The 21618-nt window shown below is 65.8% G+C and carries 20 protein-coding genes; 10 read left to right on the plus strand and 10 right to left on the minus strand.

Annotated features, from left to right (window positions below; all coding sequences use genetic code 11):
• From prsK to RTQ46_RS18260, 5 genes are all read left to right on the plus strand, one after another.
• The coding region (prsK, locus tag RTQ46_RS18240; RefSeq protein ID WP_312438799.1) for an XrtA/PEP-CTERM system histidine kinase PrsK at positions 1-1632 on the plus strand (1632 nt) is incomplete at its 5' end.
• 24 nt (positions 1633-1656) lie between these two features.
• The gene (gene prsR / locus RTQ46_RS18245; RefSeq protein WP_312438801.1) at positions 1657-3012 is read left to right on the plus strand and encodes a PEP-CTERM-box response regulator transcription factor; all 1356 of its coding nucleotides are present in this window, start codon (positions 1657-1659) and stop codon (positions 3010-3012) included.
• A gap of 115 nt (positions 3013-3127) precedes the next feature.
• Positions 3128-3568, plus strand: coding sequence for a hemerythrin domain-containing protein (locus RTQ46_RS18250; protein WP_312438803.1), 441 nt, complete (start codon positions 3128-3130; stop codon positions 3566-3568).
• 37 nt (positions 3569-3605) lie between these two features.
• Positions 3606-4550 (plus strand): hypothetical protein, encoded by a 945-nt coding sequence (locus RTQ46_RS18255; protein WP_312438804.1) that lies wholly within the window; start codon positions 3606-3608, stop codon positions 4548-4550.
• A gap of 226 nt (positions 4551-4776) precedes the next feature.
• Entirely contained in the window at positions 4777-5346 is a 570-nt protein-coding gene (locus RTQ46_RS18260) for a DUF1439 domain-containing protein (RefSeq protein WP_312438806.1), read from the plus strand.
• Between the two features lie 165 nt (positions 5347-5511).
• On the opposite strand, the gene RTQ46_RS18265 is transcribed toward RTQ46_RS18260, so the two are convergent.
• From RTQ46_RS18265 to lpxO, 3 genes are all read right to left on the minus strand, one after another.
• On the minus strand, positions 5512-7851 hold the full coding sequence (locus tag RTQ46_RS18265; protein ID WP_312438893.1) for a glucose/quinate/shikimate family membrane-bound PQQ-dependent dehydrogenase: 2340 nt from the start codon (positions 7849-7851) through the stop codon (positions 5512-5514).
• Between the two features lie 182 nt (positions 7852-8033).
• Positions 8034-8498 carry a MarR family winged helix-turn-helix transcriptional regulator gene (locus RTQ46_RS18270; protein WP_312438807.1) on the minus strand — a complete coding sequence of 155 codons (465 nt, stop codon included), beginning with the start codon at positions 8496-8498 and terminating at the stop codon, positions 8034-8036.
• A gap of 143 nt (positions 8499-8641) precedes the next feature.
• A complete protein-coding gene (gene lpxO, locus RTQ46_RS18275; RefSeq protein ID WP_312438808.1) occupies positions 8642-9541 on the minus strand; it encodes a lipid A hydroxylase LpxO in 900 nt (299 codons plus the stop codon).
• A gap of 407 nt (positions 9542-9948) precedes the next feature.
• On the opposite strand from lpxO, the gene RTQ46_RS18280 reads away from it, so the two are divergent.
• Both RTQ46_RS18280 and RTQ46_RS18285 read left to right on the plus strand, forming a co-directional pair.
• Positions 9949-11538 (plus strand): methyl-accepting chemotaxis protein, encoded by a 1590-nt coding sequence (locus RTQ46_RS18280; RefSeq protein WP_312438809.1) that lies wholly within the window; start codon positions 9949-9951, stop codon positions 11536-11538.
• Between the two features lie 79 nt (positions 11539-11617).
• Positions 11618-12157, plus strand: a complete 540-nt coding sequence (locus RTQ46_RS18285; RefSeq protein ID WP_312438810.1) for a CPBP family glutamic-type intramembrane protease — start codon at positions 11618-11620, stop codon at positions 12155-12157.
• Here the strand turns inward: RTQ46_RS18285 and RTQ46_RS18290 are convergent.
• On the minus strand, positions 12139-13629 hold the full coding sequence (locus RTQ46_RS18290) for an MFS transporter (RefSeq protein ID WP_312438811.1): 1491 nt from the start codon (positions 13627-13629) through the stop codon (positions 12139-12141). The genes RTQ46_RS18285 and RTQ46_RS18290 overlap by 19 nt on opposite strands.
• Before the next feature lie 117 nt (positions 13630-13746).
• On the opposite strand from RTQ46_RS18290, the gene RTQ46_RS18295 reads away from it, so the two are divergent.
• From RTQ46_RS18295 to RTQ46_RS18305, 3 genes are all read left to right on the plus strand, one after another.
• A complete protein-coding gene (locus RTQ46_RS18295) occupies positions 13747-14640 on the plus strand; it encodes a LysR family transcriptional regulator (RefSeq protein WP_312438813.1) in 894 nt (297 codons plus the stop codon).
• Positions 14641-14911: 271 nt separating this feature from the next.
• Positions 14912-16132 (plus strand): formate-dependent phosphoribosylglycinamide formyltransferase, encoded by a 1221-nt coding sequence (gene purT / locus RTQ46_RS18300; protein ID WP_312438814.1) that lies wholly within the window; start codon positions 14912-14914, stop codon positions 16130-16132.
• Positions 16129-16866: a hypothetical protein gene (locus RTQ46_RS18305; RefSeq protein WP_312438816.1), complete on the plus strand. Its 738-nt coding sequence runs from the start codon at positions 16129-16131 to the stop codon at positions 16864-16866. The genes purT and RTQ46_RS18305 overlap by 4 nt, the downstream gene beginning before the upstream one ends.
• Here the strand turns inward: RTQ46_RS18305 and RTQ46_RS18310 are convergent.
• Genes RTQ46_RS18310 through RTQ46_RS18335 form a run of 6 tightly spaced genes read right to left on the minus strand, consistent with a single transcriptional unit; the run spans position 16853 to position 21478 of the window.
• A complete protein-coding gene (locus RTQ46_RS18310; protein ID WP_312438817.1) occupies positions 16853-17503 on the minus strand; it encodes an ABC transporter permease in 651 nt (216 codons plus the stop codon). The genes RTQ46_RS18305 and RTQ46_RS18310 overlap by 14 nt on opposite strands.
• Entirely contained in the window at positions 17500-18762 is a 1263-nt protein-coding gene (locus RTQ46_RS18315) for a glycosyltransferase (RefSeq protein WP_312438818.1), read from the minus strand. The genes RTQ46_RS18310 and RTQ46_RS18315 overlap by 4 nt, the downstream gene beginning before the upstream one ends.
• Positions 18759-19619, minus strand: a complete 861-nt coding sequence (locus RTQ46_RS18320) for a hydrolase 1, exosortase A system-associated (RefSeq protein ID WP_312438820.1) — start codon at positions 19617-19619, stop codon at positions 18759-18761. The genes RTQ46_RS18315 and RTQ46_RS18320 overlap by 4 nt, the downstream gene beginning before the upstream one ends.
• The gene (locus tag RTQ46_RS18325) at positions 19609-20487 is read right to left on the minus strand and encodes a hydrolase 2, exosortase A system-associated (RefSeq protein ID WP_312438822.1); all 879 of its coding nucleotides are present in this window, start codon (positions 20485-20487) and stop codon (positions 19609-19611) included. Before RTQ46_RS18325 ends, RTQ46_RS18320 begins: the two co-directional genes overlap by 11 nt.
• Positions 20484-20744, minus strand: coding sequence for an acyl carrier protein (locus tag RTQ46_RS18330; protein ID WP_312438825.1), 261 nt, complete (start codon positions 20742-20744; stop codon positions 20484-20486). Before RTQ46_RS18330 ends, RTQ46_RS18325 begins: the two co-directional genes overlap by 4 nt.
• Positions 20723-21478, minus strand: a complete 756-nt coding sequence (locus tag RTQ46_RS18335) for a hypothetical protein (protein ID WP_312438827.1) — start codon at positions 21476-21478, stop codon at positions 20723-20725. Before RTQ46_RS18335 ends, RTQ46_RS18330 begins: the two co-directional genes overlap by 22 nt.
• Positions 21479-21618: the final 140 nt, after the last annotated feature.

A 21618-nucleotide genomic window follows, 5' to 3' on the forward strand; every position in this document is an offset into this window, starting at 1 on the left:
GTGGAACAGTGGTACCGCAACACGCCGCAGCAGAAGCGCTGGGGCATCAAGTTTGCCTGCCTGGGTGCGGGGGGGCTGTTTGCCTATGATTTTTATTTATATAGCGACGCGTTGCTGTTTCGCGAAATCAATGACGATATCTGGGCCGCGCGCGGCATCGTCGACGCGCTGTGCGCACCGCTGCTGGCCGTGTCGGCCGCGCGCAATCCGGGCTGGGCGCTGGGCTTGTCGGTGTCGCGCCAGATGCTGTTCCGCTCGGCAGCGCTGCTGGGCTCGGCCATCTACCTGCTGGCAATGGCGGCCAGCGCCTATTATCTGCGCTATTTTGGCGGTGCCTGGGGAGCGCTGATGCAAGTTGCCTACCTGGGTGGCGCGATGCTGCTGCTGGCCGGCGTGCTGTTTTCCGGCGCGCTGCGGGCCCGGCTGAAAGTGTTGATCAACAAGCATTTTTACCAGGCCAGCTTCGATTACCGCGAGGAGTGGCTGCGCTTTACGCGCACGCTGTCCGAGGATGGCCCGGCGCTGGGCGAGCGCACCATCCAGGCCGTGGCGCAGCTGGTCGAAAGTCCCGCCGGTGCGCTGTGGATTGCACGCGAAACGGATGCGATGGCGCCGCACGCCATGACGCCGGTGGCCAGCTGGAACTGGCCGCCCGGGCTGCCCGCCGAGCCCACGAGCGGCTCGCTATGCCGCTTCCTGGAAACGCGGCAATGGGTGATCGAAGTGGCCGACTGGCGCAGCGATCCGCAGCAGTATGGCGATCTGGTCATGCCGGCCTCGCTGCTGGCGCTGCCTGCCATCTGGCTGCTGGTGCCGCTGATGCTGCATGGCCGCCTGTTCGGCTTTGTGGCGCTGGCGCAGCCGCGCACGCACATCGCCCTGAACTGGGAGGTGCGCGACGTGCTGAAAATTGCCGGCAGCCAGGCCGCCAGCTACCTGGCGCACCGCGAGTCGCTCGATACCTTGATGGTGGCGCGCCAGTTCGAGTCGTTCAACCGCATGTCCACCTTTATCGTGCACGACCTGAAAAACCTGGTGTTCCAGCTGTCGCTCCTGCTCGCCAATGCGGAAAAGCACCGCGCCAATCCGGCGTTTCAGCAGGACATGCTGGTCACGCTCGACCATTCGGTACAGAAAATGAAGACCCTGCTGCAAAAGCTGGCGCGCGGCGAAGCGCCGGATGCGGCCGCACCGCTGCTGCTCGATGGCCTGCTGCAGCAGGCGGTGGCGGCCAAGGCTAGCCTGGCGCCCGCGCCGCAGCTTGACATCGTCGATGGCGAACTGACGGTGCTGGCCAACCGCGCGCGGCTCGAACGCGTGCTGGGCCACCTGATCCAGAACGCCGTCGAAGCCACCGCCAGCAGCGGGCGGGTGGCGGTGCGCCTGCTGCGCGAGCGGCAGACGGCGGTGGTGGAACTGAACGATACGGGCGGCGGCATGAGCGAGCAATTCATCCGCGAGCGCCTGTTCAAGCCGTTCGACAGCACCAAGACGGCCGGCATGGGCATCGGCGTGTTCGAGAGCCGCGAATATCTGCGCGAAGTGGGCGGCAGCCTGGAGGTGCACAGCGAGCCGCAGGTGGGCACCACGTTTCGCGTGATCCTGCCGTTGCATGGCGGCATCGCTGCGTGAACGGTCAAGCGTAAAGGAAACCGCATGGGCAAGCAGAAATTGCTGGTAATCGAGGACGATCCCGGCCTGCAAAAACAGCTGCAATGGAGCTTCGACGGCTACGAGGTGCTGCTGGCGGGCGAGCGTGACGCGGCGCTGGCGCAGGTGCGGCGCCATCAGCCCGCCGTGGTGACGATGGACCTGGGGTTGCCGCCCGACCCCGACGGTGCCACTGAAGGGCTTGCCACCTTGCAGCAGATCCTGGCGCTGGCGCCCGACACCAAAATCATCGTCCTGTCCGGCAACCAGGAGCGCGCGCATGCGTTAAAGGCGATCGCGCTGGGCGCCTACGATTTTCACCAGAAGCCATTCGATGCCGACATGCTGGGGCTGGTGATCGCGCGCGCGTTTTACCTGCACGCGATGCAGCAGGAGAACCGGCGCATGCTGCAGACGCAGCTGGACTCGCCGCTGGCCGGCATCGTCAGCCGCGATCCCGGCATGCTGAAACTGTGCCGCAGCGTGGAAAAGGTGGCGCCGTCGTCGGCCAGCGTGATGCTGCTGGGCGACTCGGGCAGTGGCAAGGAGCTGATCGCGCGCGGCTTGCATGCGCTCTCGAACCGCAGCGCGCAGCGTTTCGTCGCCATCAACTGCGCGGCGATTCCCGAGAACCTGCTTGAAAGCGAACTGTTCGGTTATGAAAAAGGCGCGTTTACAGGTGCGGCGCGCCAGACGCTGGGCAAGATCGAACTGGCGCACGGCGGCACTTTCTTTCTCGATGAAATCGGCGACATGCCGCTGGCGCTGCAGGCGAAACTGCTGCGCTTCCTGCAGGAGCGCGTGATCGAGCGGGTCGGCGGGCGCGGCGAGATCGCCGTCGATGTGCGCATCGTCTGCGCCACCCACCAAGACCTGAAAACGCTGGCGGGGCAGGGACGTTTCCGCGAGGACCTGTATTACCGCCTCAGCGAAATCGTGCTGCGCATCCCGCCGCTGCGCGAGCGCGCTGGCGACCCGGCCTTGCTGGCCCACCATTTCAAGAACCGCTTCTGCGCCAGCGAAGCGCGCGCCAGCCTGCATTTCAGCAGCGACGCGATGCAGGCGATCGAGGCGTATCACTGGCCCGGCAATGTGCGCGAGGTGGAAAACTGCATCAAGCGCGCCGTCATCATGTGCGACGGGCCTTTGATCGCGGTCGAGGATCTGGGCCTGCCCGATGGCGCCCAGGGGACGGCGCCGGAAGAGAGCCTGAATCTGCGCCAGGCGCGCGACGCGGCCGAATACCGGGTGATGGTGCGCGCGCTGGCGCGTTCCGACGGCAATATCGTCAAGGCGGCAGAACTGCTGGGCGTGAGCCGGCCCACGCTGTACGATTTGATGAATCACCATGGCATCAAATAATTAATCATCCGTAATTGTTCCCGGGAGGGGGCAATATCATTCTTGTGTATGGCGTCGCACATACGACTTTTCCGCTGCGCGGCATCCTTGGTCACATCAACAACAAGGAGGCGCCATGAACGCAATCAGCTTATTAATGAAGGACCACAAGACCGTCAAGGCACTGTTCGAACAGTACGAGGGCCTGAGCGACCGTTCCTTCGCCACCAAGAAAAAACTGGCTGATCAAATCTGTCATGAACTGACCGTGCACACCCAGATCGAAGAAGAAATCTTCTATCCGGCCGTGCGCCGCCCCATCCATGACGGCGACCTGATGGACGAGGCGGTGGTGGAGCACGCCAGCGCCAAGGAACTGATCGCGCAAATCCTCGCCATGGACCCGACCGAAGACCTGTACGACGCCAAGGTCACCGTGCTGTCCGAGCAGATCGAACACCACGTCAAGGAAGAAGAAAGCGACATGTTTCCCAAGGTGCGCAAGACGGCCGTCGACCTCGATGCGCTGGGCGACGAGATGGCCGCCCGCAAGGAACAACTGATGGCCACCGCCTGATCACCAATCAACCACACATCTATCCAAGGGGAATTTTATGCAAGCGACACAACTGTCCGTCTCGGACCTGAATCAACCGGGCGTCTCCTGGGGCGCCGTCATTGCCGGCGCCGCAGCGGCCGCCGCACTGTCCTTCATCCTGCTGATCCTCGGCGTGGGCCTGGGCCTGTCGTCGGTATCGCCATGGTCGTTCAACGCCACCGCCATCGGCGTGGGCACCATCGCCTGGCTGGCGTTCATGCAGCTGGCCGCGTCCGGCATCGGCGGCTACATGGCCGGCCGCCTGCGCAGCAAATGGAGTTCGGTGCATACCGATGAAGTGCATTTCCGCGATACCGCCCACGGCCTGCTGGCCTGGGCCGTGGCCACGCTGGTCACCGTCGCCTTGCTGGCCGGTGGCACGCGCGCCGTCCTGAGCGGCGCCATTGATGCGGGCGCCGGTGCGGCAGCGGCGGTAGCGCCTGCTGCGGCAGCCGGTGCCGGTGCAGCGGCAGCGAACTCGGATGAAGGTGGCAGCACCACCAATCCGCTTGACTATTTCTCCGACATGCTGCTGCGCGCCGCGCCTGCGCCTGCCGCCGCCACTGGTGCGCCGGCCGTGCCGGCCGCTGCCGACAGCTCGGTCAATGTGGCCGACCAGCGCGTTGAAATCGGCAAGATCTTTGCCACCAGCCTGTCCGCCGGCAGCCTGGCCGCCGACGACCGCGCCTATCTGGGCCAGGTAGTTGCCAAACGCACCGGCATCTCGCAGGCCGATGCCGAAGCCCGCGTCGACGCCGTCTATGGCCGCGCTGCCAAAGCCGCAGCTGATGCCAAGGCCAAAGCCCAGCAAGCTGCTGAAACGGCACGCAAGGCTGGCGCCCATACCGCCCTGTGGATGTTCGTGGCCCTGCTGCTTGGCGCCTTTGTTGCCGCACTGGCAGCTACCGCTGGCGGACGTCAGCGCGACCATGAGCGCGTACTGCGCCATGTGACCATTTAATTCCTCTCACTTTTTACAGGAGAAACACCATGCGTTCCATCCTCTTGCTCTTGCTGGGCATCCCCCTGCCGATCGTGATCCTGATCGCCCTGTTCGTCCGCTAAGCGCTTTTCGCTGGCGGTAACATCAAAAAATCCGGCGCGGACTGCAAGGTCTGCGCCGGATTTGTTTTGTGCAGCCGCACACGGCTGTGTAAGATAGCCACACCTATTTTTCGAGAATCGTCATGAACCTGAACGCCGTGCGCCCCTTGCTGAAAACCGCCACCCTTGCCATCCTTGCCGGTGCCATGCTGACGTCCTGCTCGACCCTGTCCGGTCCGCGCGACGTGACGGTGTCGCTCGGTAAAATGCAGCAAGGGCTGGAGCGCCGTTTTCCGATCGACAAGCGCGTGATGTCGGTGCTCGATGTGAAATTGAGCAATCCGCAGCTGTCGCTGCAGCCCGAGCGCGAGCGGGTCGCGCTGTCCGTCGACGCCAGCGTCACGCCGCCATTCATCCGCCAGCACTGGCGCGGCAACCTGGCCCTGTCGGGCCGCCTGGTATTGGATGCCCAGCGCAGCGCCGTGTACCTGTCGGACGCCAGCGTGGACAAGGTCAGTATCGAGGGGATGGATGAGTCGCAGCAGCGGCAGTTTGCCAAGGTGGCCAGCCTGGTCGGCGATCAGCTGATGCATGAAACGCCGGTGTACACCTTCAAGCCGGACGAGCTGCGCTATGCGGGGGTGCAGTTCGTGCCGACGCAGATCAGGACCACCGGCGATGGGCTGGTGGTCACGTTCGAGCCGGTGAAATGACACATCGCCATTGGTTTGGCCAGCAATGTTGTCGGATTACGGTCCTGCGGACCTGATCCGACCTACGCAATGAGCGTGATGTATTATTTTTTATCGGGCAAGTTTTTGCATCGTAGGTCGGATTAGCGCGCAGCGCGTAATCCGACAACACCCCCCAACACCAATTTACTTTTTGTCCGGCAAGGCATACGCCAATACATAATCGCCACGGTCCGGCGACTGGCGCGCGCCGCCGGCGCTGACGACGATGTACTGCTTGCCGGTTTTCGGCGACACATAAGTCATCGGGCCGGACTGGCTGCCCACCGGCAGGCGCTGCTTCCAGATTTCCTTGCCGGTGGCGCTGTCAAACGCGCGCAGATAGAAATCCTGCGTGCCGGCAAAGAACAGCAGGCCGGACTGGGTCGACATCGAGGCGCCCAGGGTCGGCATGCCGATCGGAATCGGCATTTTCATGCGGATGCCCATCGGACCCGTATCCTGTACCGTGCCGACCGGCACCTGCCACACCAGCTTGCGGGTTTTCAGGTCGATCGCCGACATGGTGCCGAACGGCGGTTTCTGGCAAGGGATGCCCGCTTTCGACAGGAAACGCTCGCGCATGGCGCCGAACGGCGTGCCCACTTGCGGCACCACGCCCATTTCGATGCCGCTGGCGCCGCTTGGAATCTCGGCGCGCGGGATCATGTAGTTGGCCAGCCCCAGGCGCATGTCGTTGACGAACATGTAGCTGGTGGTCGGATCGACCGAGACGCTGCCCCAGTTCATGCCGCCCAGCGAGCCCGGGAACTGCAGCGACTGGTCCAGGCCCGGCGGCGTGTAGACGCCTTGGTGGCGCATGCCCTTGAACGAGATGCGGCACAGCAGCTGGTCAAACACGGTGCCGCCCCACATGTCCGACTCTTTCAGGGTGGCATTGCCGATCGACGGCATGCCGACCGAGAACGGCTGCGTCGGCGAATAGCGCTCGCCCGGCACATTGCCTTGCGGGACCTTGCGTTCTTCGACCTGCGCGATCGGCTCGCCCGTGACGCGGTTGAGCAGGAAGATTTCGCCTTGCTTGGTGACCTGCGCCAGCGCGGGCAGGGTGCCGCCTTTGCCGTCAGGAATGTCGTACAGCAGTGGCTGGGCCGGCAGGTCGAAATCCCACAGGTCGTGATGGGTGGTCTGGAAGTGCCAGCGCACTTTGCCGGTCTTCGCTTCCACGGCCACGATGGACGAGCTGTATTTGTCGTCCAGCGCCGTGCGGGTGCCGCCGAAAAAGTCCGGCGTGGCATTGCCGGTCGGCAGGTAGATCAGGCCCAGCGGCGCGTCGTACGACATGGCCGACCAGACGTTCGGCGTGCCGCGCGTATAGGTCTGGCCTGGCGGCGGCAATTTGGTGATGGCGGGGTTGCCCGGATCCCAAGCCCAGGCCAGCTCGCCCGTGTGCACGTCGAAGGCGCGCACTACGCCCGGCGGCTCGCCGGTCGAAAAATTGTCGGCCACGCGGCCGCCCACCACCACCACCAGGTCGCCGGCGATCAGCGGTGTCGAGGTCTGCTGGTAGTAGCCGGGCTTGACTTCGCCCATGCCGGTTGTCAGGTCGACGATGCCTTGCTGGCCGAAGTCCGCGCACGGCTGGCCTGTGGCGGCGTCGAGCGCGATCAGGCGTGCGTCGATGGTCGGCAGCAGGATGCGCTTGCGGCAGGCGGCGGGCGCAGCGTTGGCGACGGCGGTGGCCGGCAGCGGCTGCGCGGCCGGGACGGCGGCGTCGTCGTCATGGTAGCCCAGGCCGCGGCAGCGCTGCCAGTTCGGCGCCTTGCCTTGCGGATCGTATTTCCAGCGCTGCGCACCGGTGTCGGCGTCGAGCGCCACCACCTTGCCGTAGGCGGTGCAGACATACAGCGTGTCGCCCACTTGCAGCGGGGTGTTCTGGTCTTCCGCGCCGGAGCCATTGCTTTGCGGTACATCACCGGTATGCGCGGTCCAGGCCAGTGTCAGGCCGCCGACATTGTCCTTGTTGATCTGGTCCAGCGCGGCAAAGCGGTTGCCGGCCGTGGTATTGCCCCAGTGCAGCCAGTCTTTCTGTGCCTTGCCTGGCGCCACCGGGGTGACTTTGGCGATCACGTCCGCTTCAATGACGGACTTGGGCAGGAAGAAATTGACGGCGGTCACGGCCAGGCAGACGGCGATCAGGCCGGCGACGCCATACGCACCCTTGCCGGACGGCAAACCAGCGGCGCGGCGCAGGCCCGGGTAGACAAGCGCGGCCAGCAGGGCCAGCACGCCGAACACGAACAGGCGCGACACCAGCGGCCAGAAATTCCAGCCGGCGTCGAGCGGCGCCCAGATCAGCGCCACGATCAGGGCGGCGCCGAACAGCAGGGCGCCGGCGGGTTTTGCGCGCCACAGCAGCACGCCGGCGGCCAGCGTGGCCAGGCCCATCGGCAGGTAGAACCAGCTGCCGCCCAGGGTCGCCAGGCGGGCGCCGGCTATGGCCAGGAACAGGCCCGACAGGATCATGAGCAGGGCTGGCACATAGCGCAGCCGGGAAGGAGAGGATGAGCCGGAAGAGAGCACGGGAATTCCTTTTTTTGTTGTTGAACAGGCGGCCAGTCCATCCTGGCGCAGCCCGATGGTGCGGGGTGACAGAGAGTCGGTTCCTCTGCACCGTGGAGGACGACTGGATACGGCGAAAATGTGGCTTACTTCGGCGGCAAGGCGGTATCGGGACTGTTGCTGCCGTCGAGGTTGGCGATAATACGGTTGAGCATGTCGAGCAGGGCGGCCTGTTCCGCGTCGCTGAAGCCGGCCAGCGCGGCATTGTTGCCGTCATCAATAATCTGGCGCACCAGCGCGGCGTTGCCCAGTGCGGCCGGGGTCAGGCTGAACAGGCTGCTGCGCTTGTCCTTCAGGTCCGGCGCGCGGTTCAGCAAGCCGTCGCGCTCCATGCGCGACAGGGTCGCCGCCATGGTCGGCTGCTCGACGGCTGCAGCCTCGGCCAGCGCTTTTTGCGTCAGCTGCGCGCCCTTCGCCAATTCATAATAGACGGGCAACTGGCCGGGCGCCATGCCGATCAGCTTGAGCCTGCGGTCGGCCACGCGGGAAAACAGGCGCGCCGCGCGGCTGGTCATATGGCCTGCGGAGAGGGTTTTCTGGAAGTCGATCATGAAAGGCTCAGGCTGAAAGTATATAGCATACTATCATAATTGTGATTAGTTTGCCTGACAGCATGGCTTTTTCGGCGGATACGTGGCGCAGAAATGACAAAACCGCCCGAAGGCGGTTTTGCGATGCTGGCTCTGGCCAACCCTCAAATATAGTAGATCAGCGCGATCACGGCCACCACCAGCAGGATGCGCGTCAGGTTGTAAGCGGTCTTGTTCCACGCCTTGAAGCGGCGGCGGTACTGTCCCATGCTCCAGGAAATGCGGAACAGCTTGCTGATGCCGCCGGCCTGGTCGCCCAGTTCGTTGGGCGAGGCGGCCGCCGTCATCAGGGTGCGGCCCAGCCAGCGGTTCAGCGCCTGCGTCCAGCGGAAGCGCATCGGGCGCTCGATATCGCAGAACAGGATGATGCGATCGCTGTCGGCGTCATTGCGCGCCCAGTGGATATACGTTTCGTCGAACATCACGGCCTGGCCGTCGCGCCAGCTATGGCGCTCGCCATCGACATCGATAAAGCAGCGGTCGTCGTTCGGCGTCTGCAGGCCCAGATGGTAGCGCAGCGAACCGGCGAACGGATCGCGGTGCGGATTGAGCTTGCCGCCAGTCGGCAGTTCCGCAAACATGGCCGCCTTGATCGACGGAATCGATTGCAGCAAGGCATAGGTTTGCGGGCACATCTGCTGGGCCGACGGGTGGCTGGCGTCATACCATTTCAGGTAGAAGCGCTTCCAGCCGTACTTGAAAAACGAATTGAAGCCGACGTCGTCGTTCTTTTCGGCCGCCTTGATCTTTTTGAGCTCCTGCAGTTTCAGCGCTTCATCGCGGATGACCTGCCAATTCTGCTGCAGCGGCACCAGCTCGGGAAAATCCGACACGGCCAGATACGGCGTGGCCGGCACTTTCGAAAAGGCGTGCATGAACATGTTCAGCGGCGCCATGAACGACGAGTGGTCGAAGATCTGGCGGCGGAACGGCAGGCGCACCTTGCCGCGAAAGTGGATATGTAAAACGGATATGACAAAAATGCCCAGCAAGGCCCACTTCATACTCAACCTCGATTTGAAAGAATGCGGCAATTATAACCAGTTAATCGCGCTGGCTTCGGGCGCAGGGCCGAATGCTTGACCTGGCACGGCGGCAGCGTGCACGTGAAAACGGCTCGCGTGGCAACGTGCGTTATCGCACATAATTTGTTTTAAAACAAATTATTAGTGCTTTTAAGCATCGAAATTAAGTTTCTGGAAATCTTTTTTATTTCCTTTGGGTTATAGTTTCGCCTGCACGACAGGCGCACTCATTCTTTGCCGCCGTCGCTGCCTGAACACCCCGACAGCCCCAGAAAACGCCAGTCAACGGCAGGTATCCACTTGCGGATACTTGCCGCATCAGCACCAACTACCCTTTGGATGCCGTTCGTTCGGCCATATGTTCGTTACCCGGAACAGGAATCATCATGAAGTTACAGAACAATCTCAAGATAGGCACGCGGCTGACGCTGGGCTTTGGCGCGCTGGTCGCCTTGCTGCTGGTGCTGGCCGCGTTTGCGCTGTTGCGCATCGGCGCCATTTCCGACGCCATGCGCACGCAGGAAACCGTCCAGCAGACCAAACTGGAGCCGCTGTACGTGGCGCGCGAGGCGCTCGACCAGACCGGCCTGGCGGCGCGCAACGCCTATATTTTCCGCGACCAGGCCGCGGCGATGCGCGAACTGGCCATCCTCGACCAGCAGAAGGCGCTGTACCTCGACGCGCTGGCGAAGCTGGCGCCGCAGTTTGCCGGCGACGCGCATTTCGACAAGGTCAGCGCCGGCCTGAAGAAAATGGCGCAGGAACTGCAGCGCCCGCGCGTGTACCGCGAAGCGCAGCAAATGGACCAATACGGCGACTTTCTCGTCAATGAATGCAGCCCGCTGCGGCGCCAGATTGTCGAGGATATCGACATCATGCTCAAGTCGGTGCAGCAGGAGTCAAACCTGGCCAGCGACGCCGTGCATGCCATCTATGATCATTCGGTGCGCTGGATTGCGCTGCTGGCCGTGGCCAGCGTGCTGCTGAGCGCGGTGGTGGCCACCCTGATCACGCGCCGCCTGCTGCGCCAGCTTGGCGGCGAACCCGACTACGCGGCCGCGATTGCCGACCGCATCGCCCATGGCGAACTGGCGATCGAGGTCGTCACGCGCGCTGGCGACGACAGCAGCATGCTGTTTGCCATGAAGACCATGCGTGACAATCTGTCGGCCATCGTCGGCAAGGTGCGCCATGGAACGGAAACCATTGCCGCGGCCTCGACCGAAATTGCGCTGGGCAACCGCGACCTGTCGCAGCGCACCGAGCAGCAGGCCGGTTCGCTGGAAGAAGTGGCGTCGTCGATGGAACAGCTGATTGCCACCGTGCGCCAGAATGCGGAAAACGCGCAGCAGGCCAACCAGCTGGCACGCGATGCGTCCGCCGTGTCGGAACAGGGCGGCAAGGCGGTGGCCGAAGTGGTGCTGACCATGGGCCTGATCAATGCCTCGTCGAACAAGATTGTCGACATTATCGGCGTGATCGACGGCATCGCGTTCCAGACCAATATCCTGGCATTGAATGCGGCGGTAGAAGCGGCGCGCGCCGGCGAGCAGGGACGCGGCTTTGCCGTGGTCGCCTCCGAGGTGCGCAGCCTGGCGCAGCGCTCGGCCGCCGCCGCGCATGAAATCAAGGCGCTGATCCACGATTCCGTCAGCAAGGTCGGTACCGGCACCGTGCTGGTCGAACAGGCGGGCGCCACCATGCACGACGTGGTGGCCGGCATCAGCCGCGTGACCTCCATCATGGCCGAGATCAGCCACGCTACCCAGGAACAGGGCGCCGGCATCGAGCAGGTCAACCGCGCCATTGTCGACATGGACAAGGTGACGCAGCAGAATGCGGCGCTGGTCGAAAAAGCGGCGGCCGCCGCGCATGAACTGCAGCAGCAGGCCGAGCAGCTGGAACAGGAAGTGGGCATATTCAAGCTGGCGCAGTCGCAGCTGACGCACAACAGGCCGCTGCTGCTGGCAGCCTGACGCTCGCACGGCGGGTGCGCGCCGGTGTCCCTGTTCCGCGCTACAATGACAGCCGGACCAGCGCACCCCAGGATCGCATATGCAGCTGCACAGGCGTCACGATGTGGACAGCCCGGAGTTCGCCTTCAAGGCGCGCTTGCCGGTGCTGCGCAACGCCCTGCACGCATTCGGCTGGGCGATAGTCACCTGCATCCTCTGTTTTGCCATCCTGTTTGTCGCCAAAGCGCTGCTGCCGCCCCAGTACTGGGGCGCGCACACGGGACTGGCTCGCTTCCAGCGCGAAATGTCGCTGCCGCTGCTGCTGTTCTGGGTCGTGATCTATTCTCCCATCCTCGAAACCTTCCTCGGCCAGCTGCTGCCGCTGGAAATCCTCAAGCGCTTCGGCGCGGGCCAGCCGCTCAGCGTCTTCATTGGCTCGATCCTGTGGGGCGTCGTGCATTACCTGAGCGGCGGCTTGCTGCATGCTATCGTCGCGCTCGGTTCAGGCGCCATGTTCAGCTTTGTCTACCTGCGCTACCGCGAGCCTGGCGTGGCGGCGGCCTACGCCACCACCGCGTTTGCCCGCGCCTGCAATAATGCCCTGTTATTGATCGCGGTGGCCTACGGCGTCGATGCCTGACGCGGCTCCTTGAGCAGATACAGCAGCAGCGAGGCAGTCGCCACCGCCAGCGCCGACAAGAACAGCAGCAGCTGGCGAAACGCAACCGCATAGGTGGCGCGCAGCAGGTCCAGCTGCCCTGGCAGCAGTTGCGCCGCCTGCTGCAAGTCGCCCAAGGCCGCGCGGCTGGCCGCCTGCGCGATCGGCAGTTGCGCCGGCAGGACAGCGGCCAGGCCCGTGCCGATCAGGCCGGCCAGCACGGCGCCCGCCACCGCCAGCGCCACGCCATCGGCCGAGACGCGCACCGTATTGAAAATGCCGGTCGCCATGCCGGCGCGCCGTGCTTCCACGACATTCAGCGCCATCGCATCCATCAGGCCCCACGGCAAGCCGATGCCGGCGCCGATCAGCAGCAGCGGCAACACGCCAGGTCCTGCCACGGCCAGCCAGGACAGGCCCAGCGCCGCCAGCAGCAGGCCGGCCGCGCACAGGCTTGCGGCGCCGCACCAGCGCAGCAGCACGCTGGCCAGCAGCGGCACCACCAGCAGCGGCGCGGCCAGCGCCATCATCAGCTGTCCGGCCGCCAGCGGCGACAGGCCGTCAAAGCCGATCAGGCGGCCCGGCAGCATCACCACCGGCACGATGAACAGGAACGCGGGCGTAGCGGCCAGCACCTGCACCCCGACAAAGCGGCGCTGGCGAAACAGCGACAGGTCCAGCAGCGGCTGCGCCACGGTTTTTTCGATCCGCACGAACAGCCACCCCAGCAGCAGCGAAGCGGTTGCCGGTCCCAGCACGGCGGCGCCGCGCCAGCCGTGTTCCGGCGCCAGCAACAGCGCCACGGTCAGCAGGCCCAGCGCGCTGCTGAAGGTGGCGGCGCCGGCCCAGTCCAGGCGCACGGTGGCCAGCACCGGATCGCGTGGCACGCTGGCGGCGGCCAGCAGCAGGCCCAGCAAGCCGAGGACAGCGGTGGCGTGGAACACGGCCGGCCAGTGCGCCACGCCCAGCATGGCGCCGGCCGCCAGCGGACCGAAGGCGAGACCCACGCCAAACGTGGTGCCCAGCAGGCTCATCACGCGATTGCGCGCCGCTCCCTGGAACAGCGGCGCCAGTGAAGACATGGCGGCGGCAAAGGCGGCCGCGCCGCCCAGGCCCTGCACGAAGCGCAGCACGGCGATCAGCGGCACCGAAGGCGCGGCGGCAATCGCCAGGGTCGACAGGCAGAACAGTGCCAGCCCGGCCAGCCAGACGCGGCGCCGGCCCAGCACATCGGTCAGGCTGCCGGCCACCATCATGGCGCTGCCATAGCTGAGGATGTAGGCGTTGAGTACCCAGTTCAGCGCCGGCGCACTGGCGCCCGGCAGCGTGCCGAGGGCAGGCAGCACCACGGCCGGCCCCGTAAACGACAGGGGAATCAACAGCCCCGTCAGGCAGGCGGCCAATACCTGCAGCGACAGCAGCAGTCGGGTGGAAGATGATGAAACGGTAAGCATGGCAACTCGCGGTGGAAGAAAACAGCGAGTATGGCCGCGCGATGATTGCAGAAAAAGCGGCTACACTGCCGAGCATAGCGGACAGAAATGTCTCGAATCGATAGCGAAAGGATATGGATGGATAGCCTGGGCAGTATTGCCATGTTCGTGCAGGTAGCCGACAGCGGCAGTTTTTCGGCCACGGCGCGCCAGCTGGGATTGTCGTCCTCGGCGGTCGGCAAGAGCGTGGCGCGCATGGAGGCGCGGCTGGGCGCGCGCTTGTTTCGGCGCAGCACGCGGCATTTGTCGCTGACGGTGGAAGGGGAAAACTTTCTGGCGCGCTGCCGGCGCATCCTGGCTGAAGTCGAGGCGGCGGAGCAGGAACTGAGTGCATCGAGCAAAGGCCCGAGCGGGAAACTGCGTATCAGCCTGCCGCGTTATAGCGGACTGTTTCAGGCGGCAATCCTGGCGTTCATGCGGGCGTATCCTGCGATTGAACTGGATCTGGATTTTTCGGACAGCCTGGTCAATGTCGTCAGCGACGGCTTTGACGCGGTGGTGCGCACGGGGGCGCTGGAGGATTCCGGCCTGACGCGGCGGCGGCTGTGCGGTTTCCGGCGGCTGCTGGTGGCGGCGCCGGCTTATCTGGCGCAACATGGGTGGCCTGCCACGCCGGCGCAGTTGGGACAACATCGGCAATTGCACTATCGGTTTCCTGCCACTGGCAGGCTGGAGCAGTGGCCTTTGGCGCCCGATGCTCCGGCGCCACCTCCTGCCATGGTCTGCAATAGCGTGGAGATGCGCGTGTTTTTGGCGCTGCAGGGGCAGGGGATTGCCTACCTGCCAGCTTTTACCGTTGAGCGTGAGCTGGCGGCGGGGCAACTGGAGAGCGTGCTGGACGAATATACGCAGGAGCAGGGCTCTTTCTGGCTATTGTGGCCTACCAGCAGTCATCTGCCTTCGCGGCTCCGTGTTTTTATCGATTTCCTTGTTGAAAAGCTTAAAAATAGCGGGCCGGAGTCGCGGGCATGAGAAAATGCCGATGGCGGCGTTGCGGCTTCCTCGGCGTACTTGCGTACTGTCTTCATCGCCGCGCCTTGCCCCCGACATTTTTCAGGCCCGCTTGGCCCGGGGAGCCTTGGCTGGTGACTTGGGCCGTTTCGGGATTTGGTGGTTTGCGCAGGGTGGCCGTTGCTTTTGTTCTTGTCCTTGTCCTTGTCTGCTGTTTTCCGTGCGTCCTGTCCAGGAATGGTTTCATTTGTTATAGTTCCTGCCATCTTTCCTTACGCCTTTTCTTCTGCCCATGACCCACGCTCTCACGCCCCGCACTTTCGGTACTCCTTTGTCTTCCACCGCCATCAAGGTCATGCTGCTCGGTTCCGGCGAACTGGGCAAGGAGGTGATCATTTCGCTGCAGCGGCTGGGGGTGGAGGTGATTGCGGTGGACCGGTATCCGAATGCGCCCGGCCATCCGGTGGCGCACCGCTCGCATGTGATCGACATGAGCGACGGCGTGGCGCTGGCGGCCCTGATCGATCTGGAAAAACCGGATCTGATCGTGCCGGAAATCGAGGCGATCGCCACCGATACATTGGCGGCGCTGGAAGCGGCCGGGCAGATTACCTGCATTCCGACCGCGCGCGCGGCGCAGCTGACGATGAACCGCGAGGGTATCCGCTGCCTGGCGGCCGAGGAACTTGGCGTGGCAACGTCGCCATACCGCTTTGCCAGCAGCCTGCAGGAGTTGCAGCTCGCTTGCCAGGAGATCGGCTTTCCGTGCGTGGTGAAACCCGTGATGTCGTCGTCGGGCAAGGGCCAGTCCAAACTCGATAGCGCGGCGGACGTGGAAACCGCGTGGGCGTATGCGGCCAGCGGCAGCCGCGTCGATACGGGGCGCGTGATCGTCGAAGGATTTATCGATTTCGATTACGAAATCACCTTGCTGACGGTGCGTGCCGTGGGCAGCTCGGGCCAGGTGGAGACGCAGTTCTGCGAGCCGATCGGCCATTTGCAGGTGCAGGGCGACTATGTGGAGTCGTGGCAGCCGGCGCGCATGGCGCCGCTGGCGCTCGAGCGTTCGCGCGAGATCGCGCGCAAGGTGACCGACAACCTCGGCGGCCTGGGGCTGTTCGGCGTCGAGCTGTTCGTCAAGGACGACATGGTGTGGTTCTCGGAGGTGAGCCCGCGTCCGCACGACACGGGCATGGTCACCATGGCCAGCCAGGTGCAGAGCGAATTCGAGCTGCACGCGAAAGCCATCCTGGGCCTGCCCGTCAACGTGGCGCTGCGCTCGCCGGGCGCCTCGGCCGTCATCTATGGCCAGCTGGACGCGAAAGGCATCGCGTTCGAGGGCGTGGCCGATGCCCTCGCCGTGCCGGGCGCGGACCTGCGCCTGTTCGGCAAGCCTGAATCGTTTGCGCGCAGGCGCATGGGCGTGGCGCTGGCCACTGCCGACGATATCGATACCGCGCGCCAGCGTGCCGTGCTGGCCGCCTCGAAAGTCCAACCCGTGGAGAAAAAATGAGCGAAGAAGAGATCCCTTACGTAGCCCCGTCCGAACATGCGGTCACCGGCAAGGAGGCCGGCGCGCAGATGCTGGCCAGGGCCTGCGCCGCGCGCGATGCCTTCTATGCCAGCCTGGGCGCGGTAGATGGCGACGTGCTGGCGCCGCTGGTCAATCCATCGTTCATGGGAGGGCCGCGCTGGCCGTCGCTGCGCCAGGCCTGGCGCGTGATCCGCCGTCCCGGCTCCATTATTATCGCCAGCGATGGCCTGAGCGATCCGTTCGAGGATGACGACGATATCTTCGAGCCGCTCGGCTATCTGGTGGAAGTATGCGTCGAGGCGCCGCTGGGCAGCGTTGATGGCGACAATATCGCGCAATCGTGGCTGTTCGACCTGATCTACCAGCTGAGCCAGAATGTGGCTGCCCACGGTTCGATCGATTTGCTGGTGCAGCGCCACGGCAGCGTGTCGATGGCGCTCGACCTGGAGTCGCCGCCGGAAAGCCTGGAAGACGAGAACGAACAGGTGGGCGTGCTGATCGATGACACGGCGCCAGGCATCCCCGCCTCGTTTGCCACGCCGTATGGCGATGTCATGATGCTGACGGCCACCGTGCTGCAGCCGGCGGAACTGGCGCATATCGGCAATGCCGAAGACAGGGCCGGGGCGCGCGCCGCGCTGGCGCAGGCATTGGCAGCGTCGCCGACCGGCCGCACGAGCGTGGCGGATCGCCCGGCTGTCACTCTGCCGTAGCGGCGTCGGCGGCCCTGGCTGGCGGCTCCTGCCACTGGCCGGCCTTTTTCAGCTGGTTTTTCAGGCCCTGCAAGGGAAAACCCAGGGCGTAGGCCCTGGCGGCGTAGTCGCGCGCCTGCGCGTACTCCTTGCGCTTGACGTGCATCAGCCCCAGGTTGTACTGGATGGTGGCGTGTTCGGGCGCCATGCGCGCCGCTTCCTGCAACTGTTCCAGCGCGGCTGCGTCCTGGCTGGTGGCCAGCAGGTAATTGCCGTACACCATGCGCGCGGTGGCGTCGTGCGGCGCAAACGCGATCGCCCGCTCGAAGTAGCAGCCGACCGTATAGCGCGCGCCGACTGGCTGCACGCGCTTGTCGCGCACGCCCAGCCTGGCCATCGCCGCCAGCGCGCGGTGGTGGTTGGGGAAGTGCTCGAGCGTATAGCTGATGTCGCTGCCCAGGCTGCCCGTCATGCCCTTCCTGAGTGCTTCCACGTCGCGCGAAAAATGGTACTGCTCGACCACCACCAGGCCGGCGCGGTCGTCGGAGTTGGTGTAGTCGCCGCCCGGATCGCTCTTGACATACGGCGGGCAATTCGATGGCGCGGCGCTGGCGCCGGCGAAGCAGGCGCAGGCGGCAATCAGGACGAAAATTTTCATGTCGGGCTCCGGTAAGTGAGCTGGTCGAGCACTGCGGCCAGCGCGTGGCTGCGCGCCTGGCGCGACTGCAGCGCGATGCTTGACGGGCTGGCGAGCGGTGCGCGGCCCTGGCGCGCCAGTTCCAGGAAGCGCAGCAGCGCACGCGCGCAGTCGCTGCAGGACGCCAGCTGGCCGATGGTATCGATGCCGCACAGGCGCAGCTTGGCCGCGCTGTCGCCGGCCAGGTCGGTCAGCGCCAGCACGGGCCGGCGGCAGCGCAGGTATTCATACAGCTTGGCCGGGATCTGGCCATTGCAATTGGCCGCCTGCAGCAGCAGCAGGCCATCGGCCGACTGCATTTCGCGCAGCGCTTCCTGGTGCGGCAGGAGAGGCGCCAGCGTCACCAGCTCGGTGATGCCGTACCTGGCCAGCAAGGTGGCCAGCCAGGCGTCGTGGCCGGTGGCGCGCAGCAGCAGCTGGAAATTGTGGGCCGCCAGCACGCCGTCGCGGCGCAGCCGGCCCAATGCCTCGAACAGCGCCTGCGGATCGCGTTCGGAAGGGTAGATCACGCCGCTGTGCAGCAGCAGGAAGCGGCTGCGGTGGCCGGCCGGCGCGCAATTGGCACGGTCAAAACCCGCTTCGTCGTAGCCGTTTTCAATCAGATGGAAACGGCCGGCTTCGACCTGCGCCAGGCGCCGGCGGTGCGCGGCCAGTGCGCCCGGCGTGGTGCAGACGATGGCGGCGCTTTTTGCCGCGATGCGCTGCTCGATCCAGCGGTGCAGCCGGTGCACGCGGGGATTCGGCGGGTACGGCGCTTGCGGGTCGCTGTCGTCGAGCATCGGGTCGCGCTGGTCGGCGATCCAGGGCAGGCCGGACAATTTGTGCAGACTCAGGCCGATCAGGTGGGCGGTGGCGATCGGGTAGGTGGACCAGATGGCATCGGGCCGGTAGCGCCGTATCATCGCCAGCCCGGCCGGCACCGCGCTCAGCCACCAGGAACTCCAGCGGTCGGGCAGCGCCAGGCAGCCCGGATAGCGCCCGCGCAGCGACAGATGGCGCGCCGCGTCCAGCGCCATGCTGCGCCGCACGGTCAGTTGCCCATCGAGCTGCGCGCTGCCGGCCGTCTGCGCATAGGCGCGCGCGCTGGCGCTCAGCACCAGTGGTTCCCAGCCCTCCTCGGGCAGGTAGCGCGCAAAGCCCAGGGTGCGCAGCACGCCGCTGCCGCCCTGCAGCGGCGGGAAATGGTAGGCAACCATCAGCACGCGGCGCGGTGTGCTCATGCGGCGATCCAGTCGGCGCACAGCCGTTCCACCTGCGCACGCGCGCTGGCGCTGGAAAACGTGTGGTTGGCGCCGTCGATATGTTCCTCGCGCCAGGTACGGCTCGCGCCCAGTTCGCGCCAGGCCGGTTCCCTTTGCTGCAAGGTGGTCCATTCGCGCGCGCCCAGGTCGTCGCCGCTGAGAATCAGCAGTACCTTGCCGCGAAAGCAGCGCAGCGCCTCGAACAGCATCGGCGCCGGCGCCGCCGTGTCACGCGTTTCCGATTGGCTGTCGGCGGCCACCTGGCGCAGCGAGGCCAGGCTGTCCTGCATGTGCACGCCGCCGCCGGCCAGCTTGCGCCAGAAGTCCGCCTGCATCAGGCGCGGCAGATAGTAGTGGCGCAAGGTGGCGCGCGCCAGCCCGGCCGGACTGCGCACCCAGGGGTTGAGCAGGATCAGGCCGCAGACGCGGGTATCGCGCGGCGCGTGGCAGGCGGCGGCCGTGGCGCCGTCGCACAGTCCCCACAACACCACCTCGCGCAGGGCCGGCACGGCGTCGAAAAACTGCGCCAGTGCGCCGGCGATGTCCGGTTCGACTTCGCGGTAGTCGCGCGGCGCGCCTTCGCTGTCGCCCATGCCCCGGTAGTCGAAACGCAGCACGGCCATGCCGCGCGCGGCCAGGAAGCGCGCCAGCAGCACAAACTGGCGATGGCTGCCGGCCCGGTATTGCGGCCCGCCCGTGACGATCAGCACGCCGCGCGAGCCCGGCAGGGGTGGCAGGCTGAGAATGCCGACCAGGCGCGACGCGCTGTCGCCGGCGCAGCGAAACCGCAGCGCCAGTTCGCGCACCGCCTGCAGGGCGTGGCGCTCATCCTTCATCGCGCTCCCCTTCAGGCTGGTCCAGCCAGTCGCGGCAGAGATGGCGCGTGGTCTCCAGCAGTTGCGGACACGCCATCAGTTCGGCGCTGCTCCAGAACGCGCCGTCGCCAAAACCGGCGATTGCCAGCGGCGTGCCCTCGCTGCGCCATCGGGTGGCCAGCTTGAGCGCGGGCGCCGGCAGTACCGGCGCGTCGCCGTGCGCATATTCGAGCCAGTAGACCGGCACGGACGGACGCAGCGCGCTGGCAACGGTGGCCGCGTCAAACGTGTCGATCGCACGCGCCAGTTCGGGCGCCAGCAGATAACCGGCCACTTCCACCGCGCGCCCGGCCGCCAGTTCCTCGCGCGCATGGCCTGGCGCTTCCGTATTGCCGCCATTGCCCAGCATGCGTCCGGCCAGGCGCAGGCGCAGGAAGCGGTCGATGACGCGCGGGCCATCGAGTTCCGGCTGCCACAGCAGCAGGCGCGCCAGCGGCAGCGGCGGATGCGCGGCGACGTCCAGCGCCAGCAGCGCGCCCAGGCGCAGGCCCCACAGGGTCAGGGGGCCGTCGACGCGCCGCGCCAGCCAGGCACAGGCCAGGTGCAGGTCGTTGCGCCAGATGCTCCAGCGCGCATCGCCGAAGTCGCCGCTGCTGTCGCCGCAACCGTACAGGTCCAGCTGCAGCACGCTGTACCCCAGAGCGGCAAACGCGCGCGCCTGCATCGCGGCCACATGGCGGCTTTTGTTGAGTTCTTCGGCGAACGGGTGGATGTAGATGATGCCGCCGCGCGCCGCCTGGCCCGGCGCCGGCAGGTGCAGCAGGCAGTAGCGCTGGCCGTCGCTGGCTGGCAGGAAGAACGGCAGCAGGCTGGTGGTGGCGTTCATCATCGGCGCAGGTCCGCTTGCGCCAGCTTGGCATCGACAAAGGCCTGCAGCGTGGCAACGCTGGCGAAGTGGCGCGCGTGGATGTCGTCGTCCTCGACGGTGATGCCGAAGTGGTCCTCCAGCGCCGTGATGACGCCGATCACGGCCATCGAATCGAGTTCGGGCACGCTGCCCAGCAGCGGCGTACCTGGCGCCAGCGGCCTGTTTCCCAGGCCCAGGGTGGTGCGCAGGATGGCGATTACGGCTTCGGCTTGTGGCATGGGATCTCCAGGGTTGGGGTGGCGGGAAGAATGCGGGCGTCAAAGGCAAAACGGGGAAAACTGCCGGGGTGGCGCGACAGGTGCAGATAGGGTGGCAGGCTCGACGCCATCCATTGCCAGCGCCCCCAGCGCAGGAAGGTGGCCCAGCCCAGCGTGACGGCGCCCAGCCTGGCGTGCGCCGCCAGCGAGGCGCGGTTGGCTCGGGCGATGCGGCTCACCGACCAGCGCACGCCCTGCGCATGCAGCACGGCGTTGGCTTCTTCCCACAGGCGGGCCAGCACCAGTGCGCCGCGCTGGTCGGGGTGGACCCAGACATCGAGGTCCCACGACGCCTGCGGCGCCAGCAGATAACGCGCGCGTACCTCGTCTTCCTGGCAGGCGCCGCGCAGCAGCCACAGCCAGCCGGCCATCGCCGGCGCCGGATGGCTGACGCGGGCCACCAGGCATTGCGCGCCCTGGCGGTAGCGTTGTTCCAGCACGGCGCGTGGCCGCGGCGGGCCGGCCGGCAAGTCTTGTGGCGACAGGCACGGCGCGACCACGATGGCCTTGCCGCGCCCCCGGCACAGCGAACCGGGCGCCACCGGTTGGGCCACGAAGCGGTAGCGGTGCAGGGCGCAGCGTTGGCCCGGCACCGCCTGCAGCAACCGCGCGCAGGCATGCCAGGCGCCATCGCGCCAGCCCAGCTGGCGGAAGGTGGCAATCATGCTGCGTGCACGGGCATCGATCTGGGCCATGGTGGAGGTGGATGGACAGGCTGGGCGGCCAACGTTGTCCATTACAACCCAGTGCGCAAGAACAGTCTTGCGCAGGCTCAAGCCGTGCAGCCGCTAGCGTGTCGACCGTAGTTGATGAAAATCAAGAACAACGCTGCCAT

Origin of the sequence: Janthinobacterium sp. (assembly GCF_031995485.1) — a bacterium.
In the GTDB taxonomy this organism is placed as follows: Bacteria; Pseudomonadota; Gammaproteobacteria; order Burkholderiales; family Burkholderiaceae_D; genus Janthinobacterium.

Bases quoted from the DNA above. Each gene is read 5' to 3' on its own strand.
- RTQ46_RS18290 (WP_312438811.1), bottom strand. From the start codon at position 13,629: ATGCTTACCGTTTCATCATCTTCCACCCGACTGCTGCTGTCGCTGCAG.
- lpxO (WP_312438808.1), bottom strand. From the start codon at position 9,541: ATGAAGTGGGCCTTGCTGGGCATTTTTGTCATATCCGTTTTACATATC.
- RTQ46_RS18310 (WP_312438817.1), bottom strand. From the start codon at position 17,503: ATGAAAATTTTCGTCCTGATTGCCGCCTGCGCCTGCTTCGCCGGCGCC.
- RTQ46_RS18260 (WP_312438806.1), top strand. From the start codon at position 4,777: ATGAACCTGAACGCCGTGCGCCCCTTGCTGAAAACCGCCACCCTTGCC.
- RTQ46_RS18255 (WP_312438804.1), top strand. From the start codon at position 3,606: ATGCAAGCGACACAACTGTCCGTCTCGGACCTGAATCAACCGGGCGTC.
- RTQ46_RS18280 (WP_312438809.1), top strand. From the start codon at position 9,949: ATGAAGTTACAGAACAATCTCAAGATAGGCACGCGGCTGACGCTGGGC.
- RTQ46_RS18285 (WP_312438810.1), top strand. From the start codon at position 11,618: ATGCAGCTGCACAGGCGTCACGATGTGGACAGCCCGGAGTTCGCCTTC.
- purT (WP_312438814.1), top strand. From the start codon at position 14,912: ATGACCCACGCTCTCACGCCCCGCACTTTCGGTACTCCTTTGTCTTCC.
- RTQ46_RS18315 (WP_312438818.1), bottom strand. From the start codon at position 18,762: ATGAGCACACCGCGCCGCGTGCTGATGGTTGCCTACCATTTCCCGCCG.
- RTQ46_RS18330 (WP_312438825.1), bottom strand. From the start codon at position 20,744: ATGCCACAAGCCGAAGCCGTAATCGCCATCCTGCGCACCACCCTGGGC.
- RTQ46_RS18265 (WP_312438893.1), bottom strand. From the start codon at position 7,851: ATGATCCTGTCGGGCCTGTTCCTGGCCATAGCCGGCGCCCGCCTGGCG.
- RTQ46_RS18305 (WP_312438816.1), top strand. From the start codon at position 16,129: ATGAGCGAAGAAGAGATCCCTTACGTAGCCCCGTCCGAACATGCGGTC.
- RTQ46_RS18295 (WP_312438813.1), top strand. From the start codon at position 13,747: ATGGATAGCCTGGGCAGTATTGCCATGTTCGTGCAGGTAGCCGACAGC.
- prsR (WP_312438801.1), top strand. From the start codon at position 1,657: ATGGGCAAGCAGAAATTGCTGGTAATCGAGGACGATCCCGGCCTGCAA.
- RTQ46_RS18250 (WP_312438803.1), top strand. From the start codon at position 3,128: ATGAACGCAATCAGCTTATTAATGAAGGACCACAAGACCGTCAAGGCA.
- RTQ46_RS18270 (WP_312438807.1), bottom strand. From the start codon at position 8,498: ATGATCGACTTCCAGAAAACCCTCTCCGCAGGCCATATGACCAGCCGC.
- RTQ46_RS18335 (WP_312438827.1), bottom strand. From the start codon at position 21,478: ATGGCCCAGATCGATGCCCGTGCACGCAGCATGATTGCCACCTTCCGC.
- RTQ46_RS18320 (WP_312438820.1), bottom strand. From the start codon at position 19,619: ATGAAGGATGAGCGCCACGCCCTGCAGGCGGTGCGCGAACTGGCGCTG.
- RTQ46_RS18325 (WP_312438822.1), bottom strand. From the start codon at position 20,487: ATGATGAACGCCACCACCAGCCTGCTGCCGTTCTTCCTGCCAGCCAGC.